The sequence below is a fragment of the Streptomyces sp. NPDC060002 genome (assembly GCF_042737245.1).
Taxonomy (GTDB): domain Bacteria; phylum Actinomycetota; class Actinomycetes; order Streptomycetales; family Streptomycetaceae; genus Streptomyces.
This window is the reverse complement of the sequence record NZ_JBHWUW010000027.1, coordinates 13250-28798: the sequence shown is the minus strand read 5'-3', so window position 1 is coordinate 28798 and position 15549 is coordinate 13250. Positions and strand designations below refer to the sequence as shown.

Annotated in this window: 13 protein-coding genes; 9 read left to right on the top strand and 4 right to left on the bottom strand. The window is 73.5% G+C overall.

The window, feature by feature from the left end; all coding sequences use genetic code 11:
* The first annotated feature begins 89 nt into the window (after positions 1-89).
* The 3 genes from ACFWBD_RS23345 to hutI are packed head-to-tail and all read left to right on the top strand — an operon-like array spanning position 90 to position 3933.
* Complete coding sequence (locus ACFWBD_RS23345) at positions 90-1292, top strand: allantoate amidohydrolase (protein WP_385670063.1); 1203 nt, start codon at positions 90-92, stop codon at positions 1290-1292.
* A complete protein-coding gene (locus tag ACFWBD_RS23340; protein ID WP_385669888.1) occupies positions 1289-2662 on the top strand; it encodes a formimidoylglutamate deiminase in 1374 nt (457 codons plus the stop codon). The genes ACFWBD_RS23345 and ACFWBD_RS23340 overlap by 4 nt, the downstream gene beginning before the upstream one ends.
* A 38-nt stretch (positions 2663-2700) precedes the next feature.
* Positions 2701-3933, top strand: coding sequence for an imidazolonepropionase (hutI, locus tag ACFWBD_RS23335; RefSeq protein WP_385669885.1), 1233 nt, complete (start codon positions 2701-2703; stop codon positions 3931-3933).
* Here the strand turns inward: hutI and ACFWBD_RS23330 are convergent.
* From ACFWBD_RS23330 to ACFWBD_RS23320, 3 genes are all read right to left on the bottom strand, one after another.
* On the bottom strand, positions 3873-4895 hold the full coding sequence (locus tag ACFWBD_RS23330) for a DMT family transporter (RefSeq protein WP_385669882.1): 1023 nt from the start codon (positions 4893-4895) through the stop codon (positions 3873-3875). The genes hutI and ACFWBD_RS23330 overlap by 61 nt on opposite strands.
* Positions 4896-5108: 213 nt before the next feature.
* Positions 5109-6620, bottom strand: a complete 1512-nt coding sequence (locus tag ACFWBD_RS23325) for a ricin-type beta-trefoil lectin domain protein (protein WP_385669879.1) — start codon at positions 6618-6620, stop codon at positions 5109-5111.
* Positions 6621-6809: 189 nt separating this feature from the next.
* A complete protein-coding gene (locus ACFWBD_RS23320; RefSeq protein WP_385669877.1) occupies positions 6810-7733 on the bottom strand; it encodes an RNA polymerase sigma factor SigF in 924 nt (307 codons plus the stop codon).
* A 251-nt stretch (positions 7734-7984) separates the two neighbouring features.
* On the opposite strand from ACFWBD_RS23320, the gene ACFWBD_RS23315 reads away from it, so the two are divergent.
* The 6 genes from ACFWBD_RS23315 to ACFWBD_RS23290 all read left to right on the top strand — a co-directional run bounded on the left by ACFWBD_RS23315 (position 7985) and on the right by ACFWBD_RS23290 (position 13674).
* Positions 7985-8380: an STAS domain-containing protein gene (locus ACFWBD_RS23315; RefSeq protein WP_385669874.1), complete on the top strand. Its 396-nt coding sequence runs from the start codon at positions 7985-7987 to the stop codon at positions 8378-8380.
* A gap of 202 nt (positions 8381-8582) precedes the next feature.
* Positions 8583-9131, top strand: a complete 549-nt coding sequence (locus tag ACFWBD_RS23310; protein WP_385669871.1) for an ATP-binding protein — start codon at positions 8583-8585, stop codon at positions 9129-9131.
* Positions 9132-9681: 550 nt separating this feature from the next.
* Positions 9682-10377, top strand: coding sequence for an LPXTG cell wall anchor domain-containing protein (locus tag ACFWBD_RS23305; protein WP_385669869.1), 696 nt, complete (start codon positions 9682-9684; stop codon positions 10375-10377).
* 32 nt (positions 10378-10409) lie between these two features.
* A complete protein-coding gene (locus ACFWBD_RS23300) occupies positions 10410-11240 on the top strand; it encodes a hypothetical protein (RefSeq protein WP_385669867.1) in 831 nt (276 codons plus the stop codon).
* Positions 11237-12337, top strand: coding sequence for a hypothetical protein (locus tag ACFWBD_RS23295; RefSeq protein ID WP_385669865.1), 1101 nt, complete (start codon positions 11237-11239; stop codon positions 12335-12337). Before ACFWBD_RS23300 ends, ACFWBD_RS23295 begins: the two co-directional genes overlap by 4 nt.
* 68 nt (positions 12338-12405) lie before the next feature.
* Positions 12406-13674 (top strand): hypothetical protein, encoded by a 1269-nt coding sequence (locus ACFWBD_RS23290; protein WP_385670060.1) that lies wholly within the window; start codon positions 12406-12408, stop codon positions 13672-13674.
* Positions 13675-13752: 78 nt separating this feature from the next.
* On the opposite strand, the gene ACFWBD_RS23285 is transcribed toward ACFWBD_RS23290, so the two are convergent.
* On the bottom strand, positions 13753-15258 hold the full coding sequence (locus tag ACFWBD_RS23285) for a peptide MFS transporter (RefSeq protein ID WP_385669862.1): 1506 nt from the start codon (positions 15256-15258) through the stop codon (positions 13753-13755).
* Positions 15259-15549 lie beyond the last annotated feature (291 nt).

Sequence of the window (15549 nt, the reverse complement as noted above, 5' to 3'; positions counted from 1 at the left end):
CGCCGACCGCGGGTTCGGCTGCGCCCACCGGTTCCGCCCTGCGGAACGACCGCTCACAGCCGGTGGCGGCCCGTGCCTCCTTCCAGGAAATGTGGCGTGAGCTGGCGCCCATCGGCCGGCACTCCGAATCCCGCGGCTACCGCCGCTACGCCTGGACCGCCGCCGACACCGACTGCCGGGCCTGGTTCAGGGACCAGGCCGAGACACGCGGCCTGACGTACGAGGCCGACCGCAACGGCAACCAGTGGGCGTGGCTCGGGGACCCGACGGCCGGCGACGCCGTCGTCACCGGGTCGCATCTCGACTCGGTGCCGGACGGCGGCGCCTTCGACGGGCCCCTGGGCGTGGTGTCCTCCTTCGCCGCCCTCGACGAACTCCGCGCGCGGGACGTCACGTTCACCAAGCCGCTCGCCCTCGTCAACTTCGGTGACGAGGAGGGCGCCCGCTTCGGGCTCGCCTGCGTCGGCTCCCGGCTCACCGCGGGCCGGCTCACCGTGGAGCAGGCCCGCCGGCTCACCGACGGCGACGGGATCAGCCTCCCGCAGGCCATGGAGGCCGCCGGCCACGACCCCGACGCCATCGGCGCGGACCCGGAGCGGCTCGCCCGTATCGGCGCCTTCGTGGAGCTGCACGTGGAGCAGGGGCGCGCCCTCGACCTGAGCGGGGACCGGGTCGGCCTGGCCAGCGCCATCTGGCCGCACGGACGCTGGCGGTTCGACTTCCGGGGCGAGGCCAACCACGCCGGCACCACCCGCCTCGTGGACCGGCGCGACCCGATGCTGCCGTACGCCGAAACGGTCCTCGCCGCCCGCCGCGAGGCCGAACTCGCGGGCGCCGTCGCCACGTTCGGCAAGATCTCCGTCGAGCCGAACGGCGTCAACGCCATCCCCTCCCTGGTGCGCGGCTGGCTCGACTCCCGCGCCGCCGACCAGGCCACCCTCGACACCGTGGTCGGCGGTGTGGAGAAGGCCGCCCGCGAGTACGCCGAGGGCCACGGCATCGACCTGGACGTCGTCCGTGAGTCGTTCACACCCGTCGTCGAGTTCGACCACGCCCTGCGCGACGAACTCGCCCGCATCCTCGGCGGCGACACGGACCTCAAGGTCCCCGTCCTGGGCACCGGCGCCGGACACGACGCCGGAATCCTCTCCGGGACCATCCCGACCGCCATGCTGTTCGTGCGCAACCCCACGGGCGTCTCGCACTCCCCGGCCGAGTTCGCCGCCGAGGACGACTGCGTGGCCGGGGTGCACGCCCTCGCCGACGTACTGGAAGGACTGGCCTGCCGGTGACCCCCACGCAGCGGACACGGACGTACTGGCTGGAGCACGCCTGGCTCGACACGAACGTCGAGCCGGGCGTCGCCCTCACGGTGTCGACCAGCGGCTCCGCCGCGGGTCCGGGCGGCCGGATCACCGCCGTCCGGACGGGCGTCGACACCCCGCCGCCCGGTGCCGAGATCCTGCGCGGCCTCACCCTCCCCGGCCTGGCGAACGCCCACAGCCACGCCTTCCACCGTGCGCTTCGCGGCACCGTCCAGGTCGGCTCCGGCACCTTCTGGACCTGGCGCGAGGTCATGTACTCGGTCGCCGACCGGCTCACCCCCGAGACCTATCACCAGCTGGCCCGCGCCGTGTACGCCGAGATGGCGCTGGCCGGCATCACGGCCGTCGGCGAGTTCCACTACCTGCACCACGCCCCCGGCGGCACTCCCTACGCCGACCCCAACGCCATGGGCGAGGCCCTGATCGAGGCCGCCGCCGAAGCCGGTGTCCGGATCACCCTCCTCGACACCGCCTACCTGTCCGCCGGCTTCGGACAGCCCCCCAACGCCCATCAGCTCCGCTTCTCCGACGGCGACGCGGACGCCTGGGCCGAACGCTGTTCACTTCTCAAGGAACGGGATCACGCGAGGATCGGGGCGGCGATCCACTCCGTACGGGCCGTGCCCGCCGGGCAACTGGCGACCGTGGCGCGCTGGGCCGAGGAGCGCCGGGCGCCGCTGCACGTGCACCTGTCCGAGCAGACCGCGGAGAACGACGCCTGCCGCGCGGCCCACGGCCGCACGCCCACCCAGCTCCTCGCCGAGCACGGGGTCCTCGGGCCGCGCACCACCGGCGTCCACAACACCCATCTCACCGACGAGGACATCGCCCTCCTCGGCCGCTCCTCCACCGGCACCTGCATGTGCCCGACGACCGAACGGGACCTCGCCGACGGCATCGGCCCGGCCGTCGCCCTCCAGGCCGCGGGCTCACCGCTCTCCCTCGGCTCCGACAGCCACGCCGTCATCGACCTGCTCGAAGAGGCCCGCGCGATGGAGCTGAACGAGCGGCTGCGCACCCGCACCAGGGGTCACTGGACGGCCGCAGCCCTGCTGCGCGCCGCCTCCGCCGACGGCCACGCGGCTCTCGGCAACCCGGACGCGGGCACCCTGGAGACCGGCGCGGCCGCCGACTTCACGACGATCGCGCTCGACTCGGTCAGGACGGCGGGCCCGGTGCCCAGGCTCGGCGCCGAGACGGCCGTATTCGCGGCGACCGCGGCGGACGTACGGCACACGGTCGTCGCCGGGCGTCACGTCGTACGCGACGGGGCGCACACGCTCGTACCGGATGTGCCGCAGGCCCTCGCGCGGGCCGTGGCAGCCCTGCACGCCTAGCGACCACCACCGGCTCCCGCCCCCACGAGGACACGACGATGAGCAGCAGCACCGGCACGACCGGCACGACCACCGTCATCACGAACATCGCCACGCTCGTCACCAACGATCCCTCCCTCGGATGGGGGTCCCCCCGCTCGAGCAAATTCGAGAGTGGGGCAAACTCCCGGCTCGGGCTGGTCCGGGACGCGGCCGTCGTCATCGAGGGCGACCGCGTCGTGTGGACCGGTGAATCAAGCAAAGCACCCGCCACTGACAACCGGGTCGACGCCGGCGGCCGGGCGGTCCTCCCGGGCTTCGTCGACTCCCACTCCCACCTGGTCTTCGCGGGCGACCGCACCGAGGAGTTCAACGCCCGGATGTCGGGCCGCGGTTACACGGCGGGCGGCATCCGCACGACGGTGGCGGCCACCCGGGCGGCCACCGACGGGGAACTGGAGGCGAACCTCACCCGTTTCCTCTCCGAGGCCCTCCGCCAGGGCACCACGACCTTCGAGACCAAGTCGGGCTACGGCCTGACGGTCGCCGACGAGGCCCGCGCCCTGCGCCTCGCCGCCGCCCACACCGACGAGGTCACCTACCTCGGCGCGCACATCGTCTCCCCCGACTACGCCGACGACCCGGCCGGTTACGTCGCCCTGGTCACCGGCGAGATGCTCGACGCCTGCGCCCCGCACGCCCGCTGGATCGACGTCTTCTGCGAGAAGGGCGCCTTCGACGGCGACCAGGCCCGCGCGATCCTCACCGCCGGCAAGGCGAAGGGGCTGCACCCGCGCATCCACGCCAACCAGCTCTCCTACGGGCCCGGCGTCCAGCTGGCGGTCGAACTGGACGCGGCCAGCGCCGACCACTGCACCCACCTCACGGACGCGGACGTGGACGCTCTCGCGAGCGGCGCCACGGTGGCCACGCTGCTGCCAGGCGCGGAGTTCTCCACCCGGGCCGAGTGGCCGAACGCCCGCCGGCTGCTGGACGCGGGTGTCACCGTCGCCCTCTCCACGGACTGCAACCCCGGCTCGTCGTTCACCTCGTCCGTGCCGTTCTGCATCGCGCTCGCGGTGCGGGACATGCGGATGACACCGGACGAGGCGGTGTGGTCGGCGACGGCGGGCGGCGCCGCGGCCCTGCGCCGCACGGACGTGGGACGCGTGACCCCCGGGGCCTTTGCCGACCTGACCCTTCTGGACGCCCCGAGCCACGTCCACCTGGCCTACCGGCCCGGCGTGCCGCTCGTCTCGGGGGTGTGGCGGCGCGGCGTGCGGGTCGTCTGATCCGGAGCCGCCTTCGGTCCCCGGTCCGCCACCGACCGGCCCCATCCGGTGCCGAGGAGCACGAGCACCGCGCCCACGAAACCGAGCCACCCCGGCCGGTCCCCGGCCAGTGCGATGCCCACGGCCGCCGCCCACACCGGCTCGGTGCCCAGCAGCAGGCTGACCCGGGACGGCGACGTACGGCGGACCGCCCACATCTGGACGAAGAACGCGAACAGCGTGCAGAACACGGAGAGGTAGACCAGCCCGAGCCAGTCGCCGCCGTCGAAGTCCGCCGCGGCCGCCCACGGCGAGGCGCCCGCCCCCGGAAGCGCCACCAGCACCGCGAACACGGCCACCGCGGAGCCCAGTTGGACCGTCGTCAGCGACAGCGCGTCGGCGCCGCGCACCGAGTCCATGCGCGCCATGGCCAGCACGTGCACGGTACGGGCGACGGCGGCCCCCAGCATCAGCAGATCGCCCCCGGACGGAGCGGTGAACCCGGCGCCCTGCGTCAGCAGCGCCACGCCGAGCACCGAGAGCCCCGCCGCCGCCAGGAACGCCCCCGGCAGCCGCACCCCGCGCACCCGGCTCTCCGCGAGCGGCGTGAACACCATGGTCAGGCTGATGATCAGCCCGGCGTTGGTCGCGGAGGTGTGCACCACGCCGTAGGTCTCCAGCAGGAAGATCCCGGCCAGGATCAGCCCCAGGACCCCGGCCCCGCGCCACTGCGGCCCGCTCAGCGCGCGCAGCCGCCGCCACCCCACGACCACCAGCACCGGCAGCACCACGGCGAACCGCAGCACCAGCACGGCCGGCACGGTGTCCGCCGTGGTGACGCCCTTGGCGGCGAGATAGCTGGAACCCCAGACGACGGCGACGAGCAGCACGGGCACATCGGCGAGCCGCCCGAGTGCGGAGGGGCCGGCAGGTGCGCCGGGGGAGGCGGGGGAGGCCGATGTGGAGGCAGGGGAGTCGGGCATGGGGCTCCTCATGAGCAGATGACGTGGCTGGCCCAGCGGCTCTGCTGGTCAGAGGGCTGGGCCAGAGTAGTCACCGGCGGGAATCCGGCCAGCGGGTTTTCACCATGAGGACACCAGGCACCAGGCACCAGGCACCAGGCACCAGGCGCCAGGCGCCAGGCACCAGGCGCCAGGCGCCGGACACCACCAGGCACCGGACACCGCGTCCTGTGCTCAGGCCGCCCCTGCCCGCCACAGCTGGTCGCCGTCCTCGTCCAGCGGTTCCAGTGACACCCCGCCGCCCGCGTCCGCCGTCAACGCCGTCAGGATCGCGATCGCCGGGCGGACGGTCCCGTCGCCGTCCACCGTGAACCGCAGGTTCGCCCCGTGATCGCCCTCCGCCGAGGCGCACTCCCACACCCCCACGCCCTTCTCCACCGACCCCCTGCTGTCCAGACAGAAGTCCTGGTCGGCGTACGACTGCAGCACCCCGCGCGCCGTGTCCACCCGCCACCGCTGGCTGGGCGAGGCGGTACACGGGACCGTGACCACGTCCGTGCCGTTGTCGAAGTCGCCCGCCACCTCCAGACAGCGTCCGGTGGCCGCGTTCACGACCTGGGCGTACGTCCCGCCGGGCGCGCGGGTCGGTGCCGGCGTGGGCTTCGGCTCCGGCGGGGCGCTCGTGCGGGAGGGGGACGAACTCGGCGTCGGGGAAGGCGAGGGGGAGACGGGGGAGGCGGCGGGCGGCGCGGAGACCGTCGCCGTCACGGTCACCGGCGGGAGCGTCGAGGGGCCGGTGACGACCGCGCCCGCCGCATCCCGCGAGTCCCCCGAGGTCAGCAGCAGCGCCACCGCCAACGGCACCACCGCCACGCCCAACGCGGCCGAGGCCAGCGCCACGCGCCGCGACGGTCGTCTCGCGGCCGCCGGTCCCCGGCCGCCGGACGGCTGCCGGTCGTCCCTCACGTACGCCGACCCGCCCCACACCAGCAACCCCTCCGCCAGCACCCCGCGAGGATCGTCGCGCAGCGCGCACTGCTCCTCGTGGGCGGTCGCGCAGTGCGTGCAGTGCGCCATGTGGGCTTCGAGGTCGGGGCTGTGCCGCGGCCCGTCCGGACGTACGGACTGCTCGATCAGCCGGCGGAAGTCCCCGCAGCGCGGATCGTCGGAGGCGGCGAGCCGGTGCCGGAGGCAGGCCTGGGCCAGGAGGTGGAGGGCGGGGCCCGTGCCGTACGTGACGTCTTCTGGGGTCAGGCCGAGCAGCGCGGCCGTCCGTTCGGCGGGCTCGCGTTCCACGACGCCGTACCAGACGAGGCCCTGCGTGCGGGAGGGCAGGGAACGGAACGCGGCGAGCAGGGGCGGCACCGGGCCGCCGGGGCCTGCCGTGTTGAGGACGAGGAGCAGTCCCGCGTCCAGGCCGCCGGCCCGGTCGTCGCGGGCCCAGTGGGCGGCCACCCGCCCGGCCAGCAGCAGGAGTCGGTGCCGCCAGGATCCGCCGGGGTCGTTGCCGCGGGCCGTCTCGCGGGCGGCGAGGGTGAACGCCTCGGCCGCGAGACGCCGCGCCGCCGGTTCGCCGGTCGTGCAGCGGCGGGCGTAGGCCAGGACGGCGGGGTGGTGGCGGGCGCGCAGTGCGCGCAGCGCCGGGTACGCGGTGGCGGGGGCGGCGCGGAGCCGGTCGGTGAGGTACGCGTCGGAACCGCCGGCGCTCAGGTCGTCGCCGTCACCGTCGTCGTCGGCACGGGCCATGGGGGTCGCCTCCTCGCCGGACGCGCTGCGCGTCCGGTTGCTGACGTACCGGTCAGTCTGTGGTGGAGGTGACCCTAGTGGCCCAGGGGGTTCCGTGGGGAGGTTTCCGGGGGTGACAAGAGGGGCTGGGCGGCCGGGGTGACGGCGGCGTCCGTGTCCGGGAGAGCGCCCGGACACGGACGGGACGGGTCACTCCTCGACCGTCAGCCCCTTCCGCAGTCGCACCAGGGTCCGCGACAGCAGTCGCGACACGTGCATCTGCGAGATGCCGAGTTCCTCGCCGATCTCCGACTGGGTCAGGCCGGCGACGAAGCGGAGGGACAGTATCTGCCGGTCGCGGGACGGGAGTTCGGCGATCAGCGGCTTCAGCGACTCCACGTACTCGATGCCTTCGAGTCCGTGGTCCTCGTAGCCGAGGCGGTCGGCGAGGGCGCCTTCCGAGTCGTCCTCCTCCGGCTGCGCGTCCAGCGACGAGGCCGTGTACGCGTTGGACGCGGCCATGCCCTCGACGACCTCCTCGTTGGAGATCCCGAGACGCTCGGCCAGCTCCACGACGGTGGGCGCCCGGTCGAGCTTCTGGGCCAGTTCGTCGCCCGCTCTGGCCAGGTCGAGCCGGAGCTCCTGGAGCCGGCGCGGGACGCGCACCGACCAGGACGTGTCGCGGAAGAAGCGCTTGATCTCGCCGATGATGGTTGGCATCGCGAAGGTCGGGAACTCGACGCCGCGCGACAGCTCGAAGCGGTTGATCGCCTTGATCAGGCCGATGGTGCCGACCTGGATGATGTCCTCCATCGGCTCACTGCGGGAGCGGAACCGGGAGGCGGCGAACTTGACCAGGGCGAGGTTCAGCTCGACGAGGGTGTTGCGGACGTACGAGTACTCGTACGTGCCCTCCTCGAGGGACTCGAGCCGCGCGAACAGGGTCTTGGACAGGGCCCGCGCGTCGACGGCTCCGACCTCGTCGTACGGGGGGATCTCCGGAAGTCCGGCGAGGGCGTCGGTGGGGTCGACGTCCGGTGCCGCGCTCTGTGCGATGGGTTTCAGATGTTCTTGTTCCGGAGGGGGTGTCGACGTCGCTCCGCGGGTAGGCGGTGCGTCGAGCCGGGGTGACATGAAGTCCTCCATCGTTCTCGGCGTATGGCCGCCGAAGCCAGTGAGTGCACTGCGGTGTGCGGCGCCTCCGAAGCCGGCCGTGTCGGTTACGTGCTTCTCCTAGCCCTACCCGCTTTACTTGCCCCGCCGCAAGTGCATTTTGTACGTCTATGTCCGTTTGTGTGTGATTGTTCGGGTGTTGAGGTGCGGGCCGAGGGCGTAGGGTGCGAGGGCGTCAGCAACCAGTCAACGACCTCAGGAGAAGAGACGGCATGGACCGCGGGACGGTCGGCAGCGCACAGTCTGGCCGGCTTCTGGTCGAGGTGCGGCAAGAGGGCTCCAGCGCCGTGGTGACCCCGGCGGGTGAGTTGGATCACCACACCGCCGATCTGTTGCGTGAGCCACTCGAGGACTGCCTCTCCAAGGGGACCAGTCGCCTCGTGGTGGACTGCACGCGTCTGGAGTTCTGCGACTCCACCGGGCTCAACGTGCTGCTCGGCGCCCGCCTGAAGGCGGAGGCGGCCGGCGGCGGAGTCCATCTGGCGGGCATGCTGCCCGTGGTGGCGCGGGTCTTCGAGATCACCGGCGCGGACGCGGTGTTCACCGTGCACGCCACGGTCGAGGCGGCCCTGAGCGACGGGCACGGCCAGCGTGAAGCGGACGGCTGAGCTTCGCCGTCCGCCGGCAACGAGTGTGAACGGACGCGAACGGGGGGTGTTCCTGCGGCTCTCTCGGGCAGGAGACATCCTGAGTCCGAACATGTCGGCGGCAATGCCGACGCGAACGCCGTCCGTCCGCGTACGGACCTGTAGTGATCCGACCTGTGAATGGTGAACCGGTGAATCGGGGAATCGGTGAGGTGAAGCGCTGATGAGCACCACCCGGCCTTGTTCGCCGGGCGACCGCGGCCCGGAGCCCCGCGACGCTCCTGGGGTGTCCGAGGGGGGCGCACCGGGAGCCGCGGTGTCCGAAGGGGGCGCGGCGACCGTGACGTCCGGCTCGCCGGGCGGCCGCCAGGTACGCCGGCTGAGCTTCGACGGCGCCAGCGGGGTCGTCCCGCTCGCCCGCGACTTCGCCCGCCAGGCGCTCTACGCGTGGGCCTGGCTGCCCGCGGACACCGCCGACCGGCGGGCCGCCGCGGAGGACGTACTGCTGGTCGTCTCCGAGCTGGTCACCAACGCGTGCCTGCACGCCGAGGGGCCGCAGGGGATGGTCCTCAGCTGTGACAACAAGGTGATCCGTGTCGAGGTCTCGGACCGCGGCGCGGGCCAGCCCGCCCCCCGCACCCCGCACCGCGCGGGCCGCCCCGGCGGCCACGGCATGTTCATCGTCCAGCGGCTCTGCCTGGACTGGGGCGTCGTGCGGACCCCGGACGTCACGGGCAAAACGGTCTGGGCGGAACTGGGCGCCCCGGCCTGACCGCCCGGGGTCCGGGCGGCTTGCGTCCCGCCCGGGCCCCGCTTCCGGCGCCCCGGTGCGCCCCCGCCCCGTTTCCGGCGCCCCGGTGCGCCCCGCGCCCTGCCCGGGCCCGCTCCGCTTCCGGCGCCCCGGTGCGCCCCCGCCCCGCCCGGGCCCGCCCCGTTTCCGGCGCTCCGGTGCGCCCCGCGCCCTGCCCGCAACGCGCCGACGGAGCACGGCAGCCCGGGGTGCGCGGGCCGAGCGGATCTCCGGACGGCGGGAAATCGCGGGTACGCGCAGAACCCCCGACGCCTCGGGACCTGCCCCGGACGGCCGCCGCCGGCCCTTCCGCGGCGGCTCTGGTGTCCCGGCGGGGCGGTCGGCGTTCGGGCGGTGCCGCGGGCGCCGGGCGGTCCCGGACGTCCTCGAGCACCCCTGAACCCGCGCGCCGGATCGCCACAACTCCGGCGCGTACGTTCTCTTCCCTCCTCATCGCCCCGGGCGTACCTTGACGGCTCAATCTGATGCCTCGTCAGTAAGGGCGGGGCGGTGGGAGTGAGGGGACGGGACCGTGTCGAACCGGAAACGAACCGCCGCGCTCGCGACTGCCGCGGCCCTGGCCGGCTCGGCGGTGTGGATGGCCGCCCCCGCGGCCATGGCCGAGGTCGTGAACGTCAACTACGCCTGCAAGACGCCCATCGGCGACAAGAGCGCCGTATCGCCCATCGACATCAAGGGCGTCAGGAGCGGCAGCGGCTACAAGATCACCATGTCCTGGCAGAAGGGCGTCTCCTCCAGTCCCGTGGAACTCGGCGCGGGCTCCATGAAGCCGAGCGCCACGATCGAGCTGGGCGGCGCCGACAGCGGCACCCTCGCGGTCACCGGCCCCGCCAACCAGGCCGCGATCCCCGAGAACACCCCCATCAAGATCAACGACCTGAGCGGCACGTACACCCCGAAGAAGACCGGCAAGGTCACCTTCACGGCCGGCGTGCTCACCATCAAGGCGCTCGGTACGACCACCACCTGCACGCCCACGAACAACGCAGCCCCCTCGCTGACCCTCGACGTGACCGCGTCCGGCGGCGGGAGCGGCACGAGCGGCGGCACCACGAGTGGCGGCGGCTCCGGCGGCGACCTCCCGCAGACCGGCCCCGAGGACTCGGCCATCGCCCTCGGCACCCTCGGCGGCACGGTGCTGCTCGCGGGCGCGGCCGGCACCCTGTGGCTGTCCCGGCGGGGCCGGACGGCACGCGTCCACCGCTGACCGTCCTCCTCGTACGAGTGCTGGAGCCGCCGATGCCGTACGCCGCCGCCCGTGCCCTGCTGCTGCCCCTGTCGCTGCCGCTGCTGCTCGCGGCCACCCCGGCCACCCCCGGCGGCTGGTCGGTCGCGCCCTCCGGTGGGGGACGGCCGTCCTTCTACGCGGAAGGCCCGCCCGGGGCGGTGCTCCAGGACACGCTCGCCGTGACCAACCGGGGCGCGCAGCCGCTCACCGTACGGCTGCGCGCCACCGGCGACGGCCTTCGGGTCGCCTTCGCCGAACCGGCCCTCGGCATTCCCCCCCGCACCCGCGCCGAGGTGCCCTTCACGGTGACGGTCCCGGCGGACGCGCCGCCCGGCGACCGCGCCGGCGAACTCCTCGCACGGGACTCCACCGGCCGGGAGTCCACTGTCCGGCTGCTGATCCGGGTCGGCGGCCCGGAGCTGGCCGCGCTGACCGTCGAGCACGTGGCCGTGCGCGGCGACCGCATCACGTACGAGCTGGTCAACCGCGGCACCACGGCCCTCGTCCCACGGCTCGCCGTGCACGCGGACGGCGTCCTCGGCGCCGTCCTGGACCGCGCCCCGCGCACCCTGCCCGTCCGGCTGCCCCCGGGCCGCCGCCTCGCGCTCGACGAACCGTGGCCCGACCGCCCGGCCCTGGACGCCGTCACCGTCCGCCTCACGGTGACCGCGCCGGGCGCGGCGCGGGCCACGGGGCGGGCGTCGGCGCGGTTCGTGCCGTGGGGCACGGCGGCGGGCACGGCGGCCGGTGCGCTGTCGGTCGCGGCGGCCGCGGTGGCCGTACGACGACGCGGACGCCGAACGGCCGTGGCCCGGACCGTGGAAAGGGGAGCACCGACATGAGAGGCAGGCCCCGGATCCCGGCGCTGGTACCGGCCCTACTCCCAGTCCTACTCCTGCTACTGCTCCCGCTCTCGCTGCCGTCGGCCGGCACGGCCGCCGCCGCGGAGGGCAAGCCGGCCGTCACCCTCTCCTCGTCGCAGGCGGGAACGGGGGGTTCGATCACCGTCAGCGGCACCGGCTGGCGGTCGCGCACGCTGCTGATGCTGCTGGTCTGCGGGCAGGCGACCCCGGCCCGGGGCGTGGTCGGCGGCACCAACTCCTGTGCCAACGCCGACGGACGGGCCGTCACCACCGACGCCGACGGCCGCTTCAGCCGGGCGCTGCCGGTGGCCGACCCGCCGGTGCCGTGCCCCTGCGTGGTGCACGTGGCCACCGCGACCGGAGCGAAGGCGCAGGCCGACGCGGTGTTCCAGGTGGCCGGGCACCCGGTCGAACCGCTTCCCGCGCAGACGACGGGCGGACGCCTCTCCGTGCTCACCGACACCCGGCTCGACGGCTCCGGCTCTCTGCTGACCTGGTTCGGGGCGCCGCCCTCCCGCACCCTCGCCTTCACCGTCGGCAACGTGGGCACCGCGGCCGTCGAGAACCCCGTCTTCCAGGTAGGCACCGCCCACGGGGTGTTCTCCCCGCAGTGGGACGAGCGGCAGTGGCACGGCACGCTCCGTCCCGGCGAGAAGGCCCGCGTCGAACTCCCCGTCGAACTGACCGCCGGCGCGCACGGCGACTACACCGTCTCCCTGAAGTACAGCGGGAAGGTCCTCGCCGAACAGCCGTGGGGGGTGGGCCGCCCCTGGGGCGTGACCCTGTTCTGGATCCTGCTCTGCGTGGTGGTGCCGGCGGCGGTGTTCCGTATCGGGATGGCGGTGGTGGACCGGGTACGCCCGCGCCATGCCGCCCGACGGCCCCCGCCCGCCCCCGGGCACGGACGCAGGCGCAGGACGGCGATCGCGCCCCCGAGGCCCGCGCCCCCCACCCCGAACGCGACCCTGCCGTGGTTCACCCCGGACACCGGTCCGGGCCCGGCGGGCCGGCTCTCCGCACCGCACGAAGACCATCCGACGAGTCCCACGACTCCCGGCAGGAAGGGATCCACGTGAGTGAGAGAGCCGTATCACCTGACCGTGCGCCCGCGCGGAAGAGAGCGGCAGCGGCGGGCGCCGCCGTCCTGATCACCGGGGCGGCCGTCCTGCTGGGCGTGAGCGCCGGGCAGGCGCAGGCCGCCGAGGTGGCCTACGCCACCAAGTGCGTCCCGCCCTCGGGCATCGGCCTGCCCGACGTCAACGGCACCACCAAGGTCGAGATCACGGCGCCCGCGACGGCGAAGGTCGGCGACACCGTCGACGTCGTCTGGAAGTTCACCCAGGCCGCGTCGAAGAACCCCGACATCATCGACCTGCCCGCCAACTCGGTCCAGCCGTCCGGCACCCTCCTGGCGGCCGGCGCGCAGAGCGCCGACATCGCGATGCAGGGGCCGCGCGAGAACCCGGCGATCCCCAAGGGCGGCGCGATGACGCTGTCCGGCATGAAGGGCACGCTGAAGCTGACGGCGGCCGGACAGGTGACGCTGACCCCGGACGCGTACGTCGTCAACGCGCTGTCCACGGACACCAAGTGCGCGCCGACGGAGGCCGTGCAGCCGGCGGCGACCATCACCGTGACGGCGGGGGAGGGCAGTTCGGGTTCCGGCTCGGGCTCGGCCTCGCCGAGTACGTCCCCGGACCCCTCGCAGAGCCAGAGCCCGTCACCCTCGGCGAGCGCGTCCGGGACGCCCAGCACCTCCCCTTCGGCGTCCGAGAGCGGCGGCGACGGCCAGACCGACTTCACCGGCAAGGTCGTCGACATCCCCTACACCTGCCAGTCGCCGATCGGCGAGAAGCGGGCGACCTCGCCGATCCAGATCAACGCCAAGAAGAACGGCGGGAGTTACGACCTCACCGTGCAGTTCAAGAAGTCGGTCATGGACAGCCCGATCGACATCCCGGCCGGCAAGGTGAAGCCGACCATGCAGATCGTGCTGGGCGGCGCGGACGAGGGCTCGGTGACGGTGGAGGGCCCGCTGAACTCCGCGCCGATCCCGCAGAACGACCCGATCGAGATCCCGGACCTCACGGGCGTCTACAAGCCCGGCGCGACCGGTGAGTCCACGCTCTCCCCGGGCGTCCTCGTCATCGAGGCCATGGGCACGACCACCACCTGCACTCCGGACAGCACGGCGGTCTCCCTCACCCTGGACACCTCGGAACAGGCGAGCGGCGCGTCCGGCGGCAGCGGCTCCTCGTCGTCCTCGGGCGGGTCCACGTCGACGAGCGGCGGCCTCGCCGAGACGGGCTCCGGCGACCACGGCGCCCTGAAGGCGCTGGGCCTGGTGGCGGGCACGGCGATCCTGCTGGGCGGCGCGGTGTTCACGTTCATGCCCAGGAGAAGGGCGAGCTGAGCCGCACGGACGAGAACGACGGAGGGCCGCCGTACCCACGCGGGTACGGCGGCCCTCCGGCAGCCACGGGAGCGGACGTCAGTGGACGTCGCCCATCAGCCGCTTGACCTTGCCGCGGTACATCCACACCGCGACACCGGCGAGCACGGCGAGGACGGCTTCCAACGCCACGAAGCCCATCCTGTCCAGGTTGACCCCGCCGACGGCCGGGTTGGAGAGCAGGGCGGTGAACGAGTCGCCCGCGGTGACCGCGAGGAACCAGACGCCCATCATCTGCGAGGCGTACTTCGCGGGAGCCATCTTCGTGGTGACCGACAGGCCGACCGGGGAGAGCGTCAGCTCGCCGATCGTCTGGATGAAGTAGATCGCGACGATCCACAGCGCCGCGGCCTTGTGGCCGCCGTCGGCGATCGACAGCGGGATGAGGAAGACGAAGAACGACGCGCCGACCAGGACGAGCCCGGAGGCGAACTTCACGACCGTGCTCGGCTCCTTGCCGCGCCGGTTCAGCCACAGCCACAGCCAGGCGAAGACCGGAGCGGCTGCCATGATCATGACCGGGTTGACCGACTGGTACCAGGAGACCGGGAACTCCCAGCCGAGGACGCTGTTGTCGGCCGAGGAGTCGGCGAAGATCGACAGCGTGGTGGCGCCCTGGTCGTAGATCATCCAGAACACGGCGGCGGCCACGAAGAACCAGACGTACGCCGACACCCGCGACTGCTCGGTGGAGTCCAGCGACCTGTCTCGCCTTATGCGGGCGATGACCCAGATCGGGACGATCAGCCCGATGACGGTGAGCGGGATCATGGCCCAGTTGAGCGTGAAGTGGCCGGAGAGGCCGACGGCGCCGTAGAAGACCGCGGCGGCGGCCAGCCAGAACAGGCCCTTGCGCAGGGTGGACGACTTCTCGGCGGCGGACAGCGGGGTCGGCACGATGTCGCTGCGCGAGCTCAGGTGACGGGTGCCGAGCAGGAACTGGACGAGGCCCAGCGCCATGCCGAGCGCGGCCAGCGCGAAGCCGAGGTGCCAGTTGACCTTCTCGCCGACGGTGCCGATGATCAGCGGCGCGGCGAAGGCGCCCGTGTTGATGCCGACGTAGAAGACGGTGAAGCCGCCGTCGCGACGCGGGTCGTTCGGGCCGTCGTAGAGGTGGCCGACCATCGTGGAGATGTTGGCCTTCAGCAGCCCCGAGCCGAGCGCCACGAGGGCGAGGCCGACGTAGAAGACGCCGGCCACGGGCACCGCGAGGGTCAGGTGGCCCAGCATGATGATCAGGCCGGCGAGGGCGACCGTCTTGCGGGGCCCGAGGACGCGGTCCGCGAACCAGCCGCCGGGGAGGGCGAGCAGGTACACCAGGGACACGTACACCGAGGCGATGGTGATCGCGGTCGCGTTGTCGAGGTGCAGGCCCGTCGGAGCCACGAGGTACAGCGGGAGCAGGGCCTTCATGCCGTAGTAGGAGAAGCGCTCCCACATCTCGGTCATGAAGAGAGTGGCCAGTCCGCGGGGGTGGCCGAAGAAGGTCTTCCCGGAGCCGGGGGTGCCCGGGCGGACCGAGTCCTTCGTCAGGCTGGACGCCATGTCGTTCCTTGCTGCTCGGGACGCGCGCCGCAGTGGAGCGTTGCGCGCCCGGTGGGGGGCGGCCGGCACCGGCGGTCCGCGTCGTCCACCCCCACGCCCCGGGGGAGTCCGCTCCGGGTCTCGGAGCGGCGGACGGCGACCACCGGGATCCACGCCCCTCGAGTCGGGGGCCCGGCCACAGGTCGTTCCTCTGGAGGCCGGCGGGGACCGGCCCGCACACAAAGGAGACCCTCAGCGTCGATCCGACCGCCGAAGGTCCATGTGTGCTACAGGCGTTACTTCACCATACGA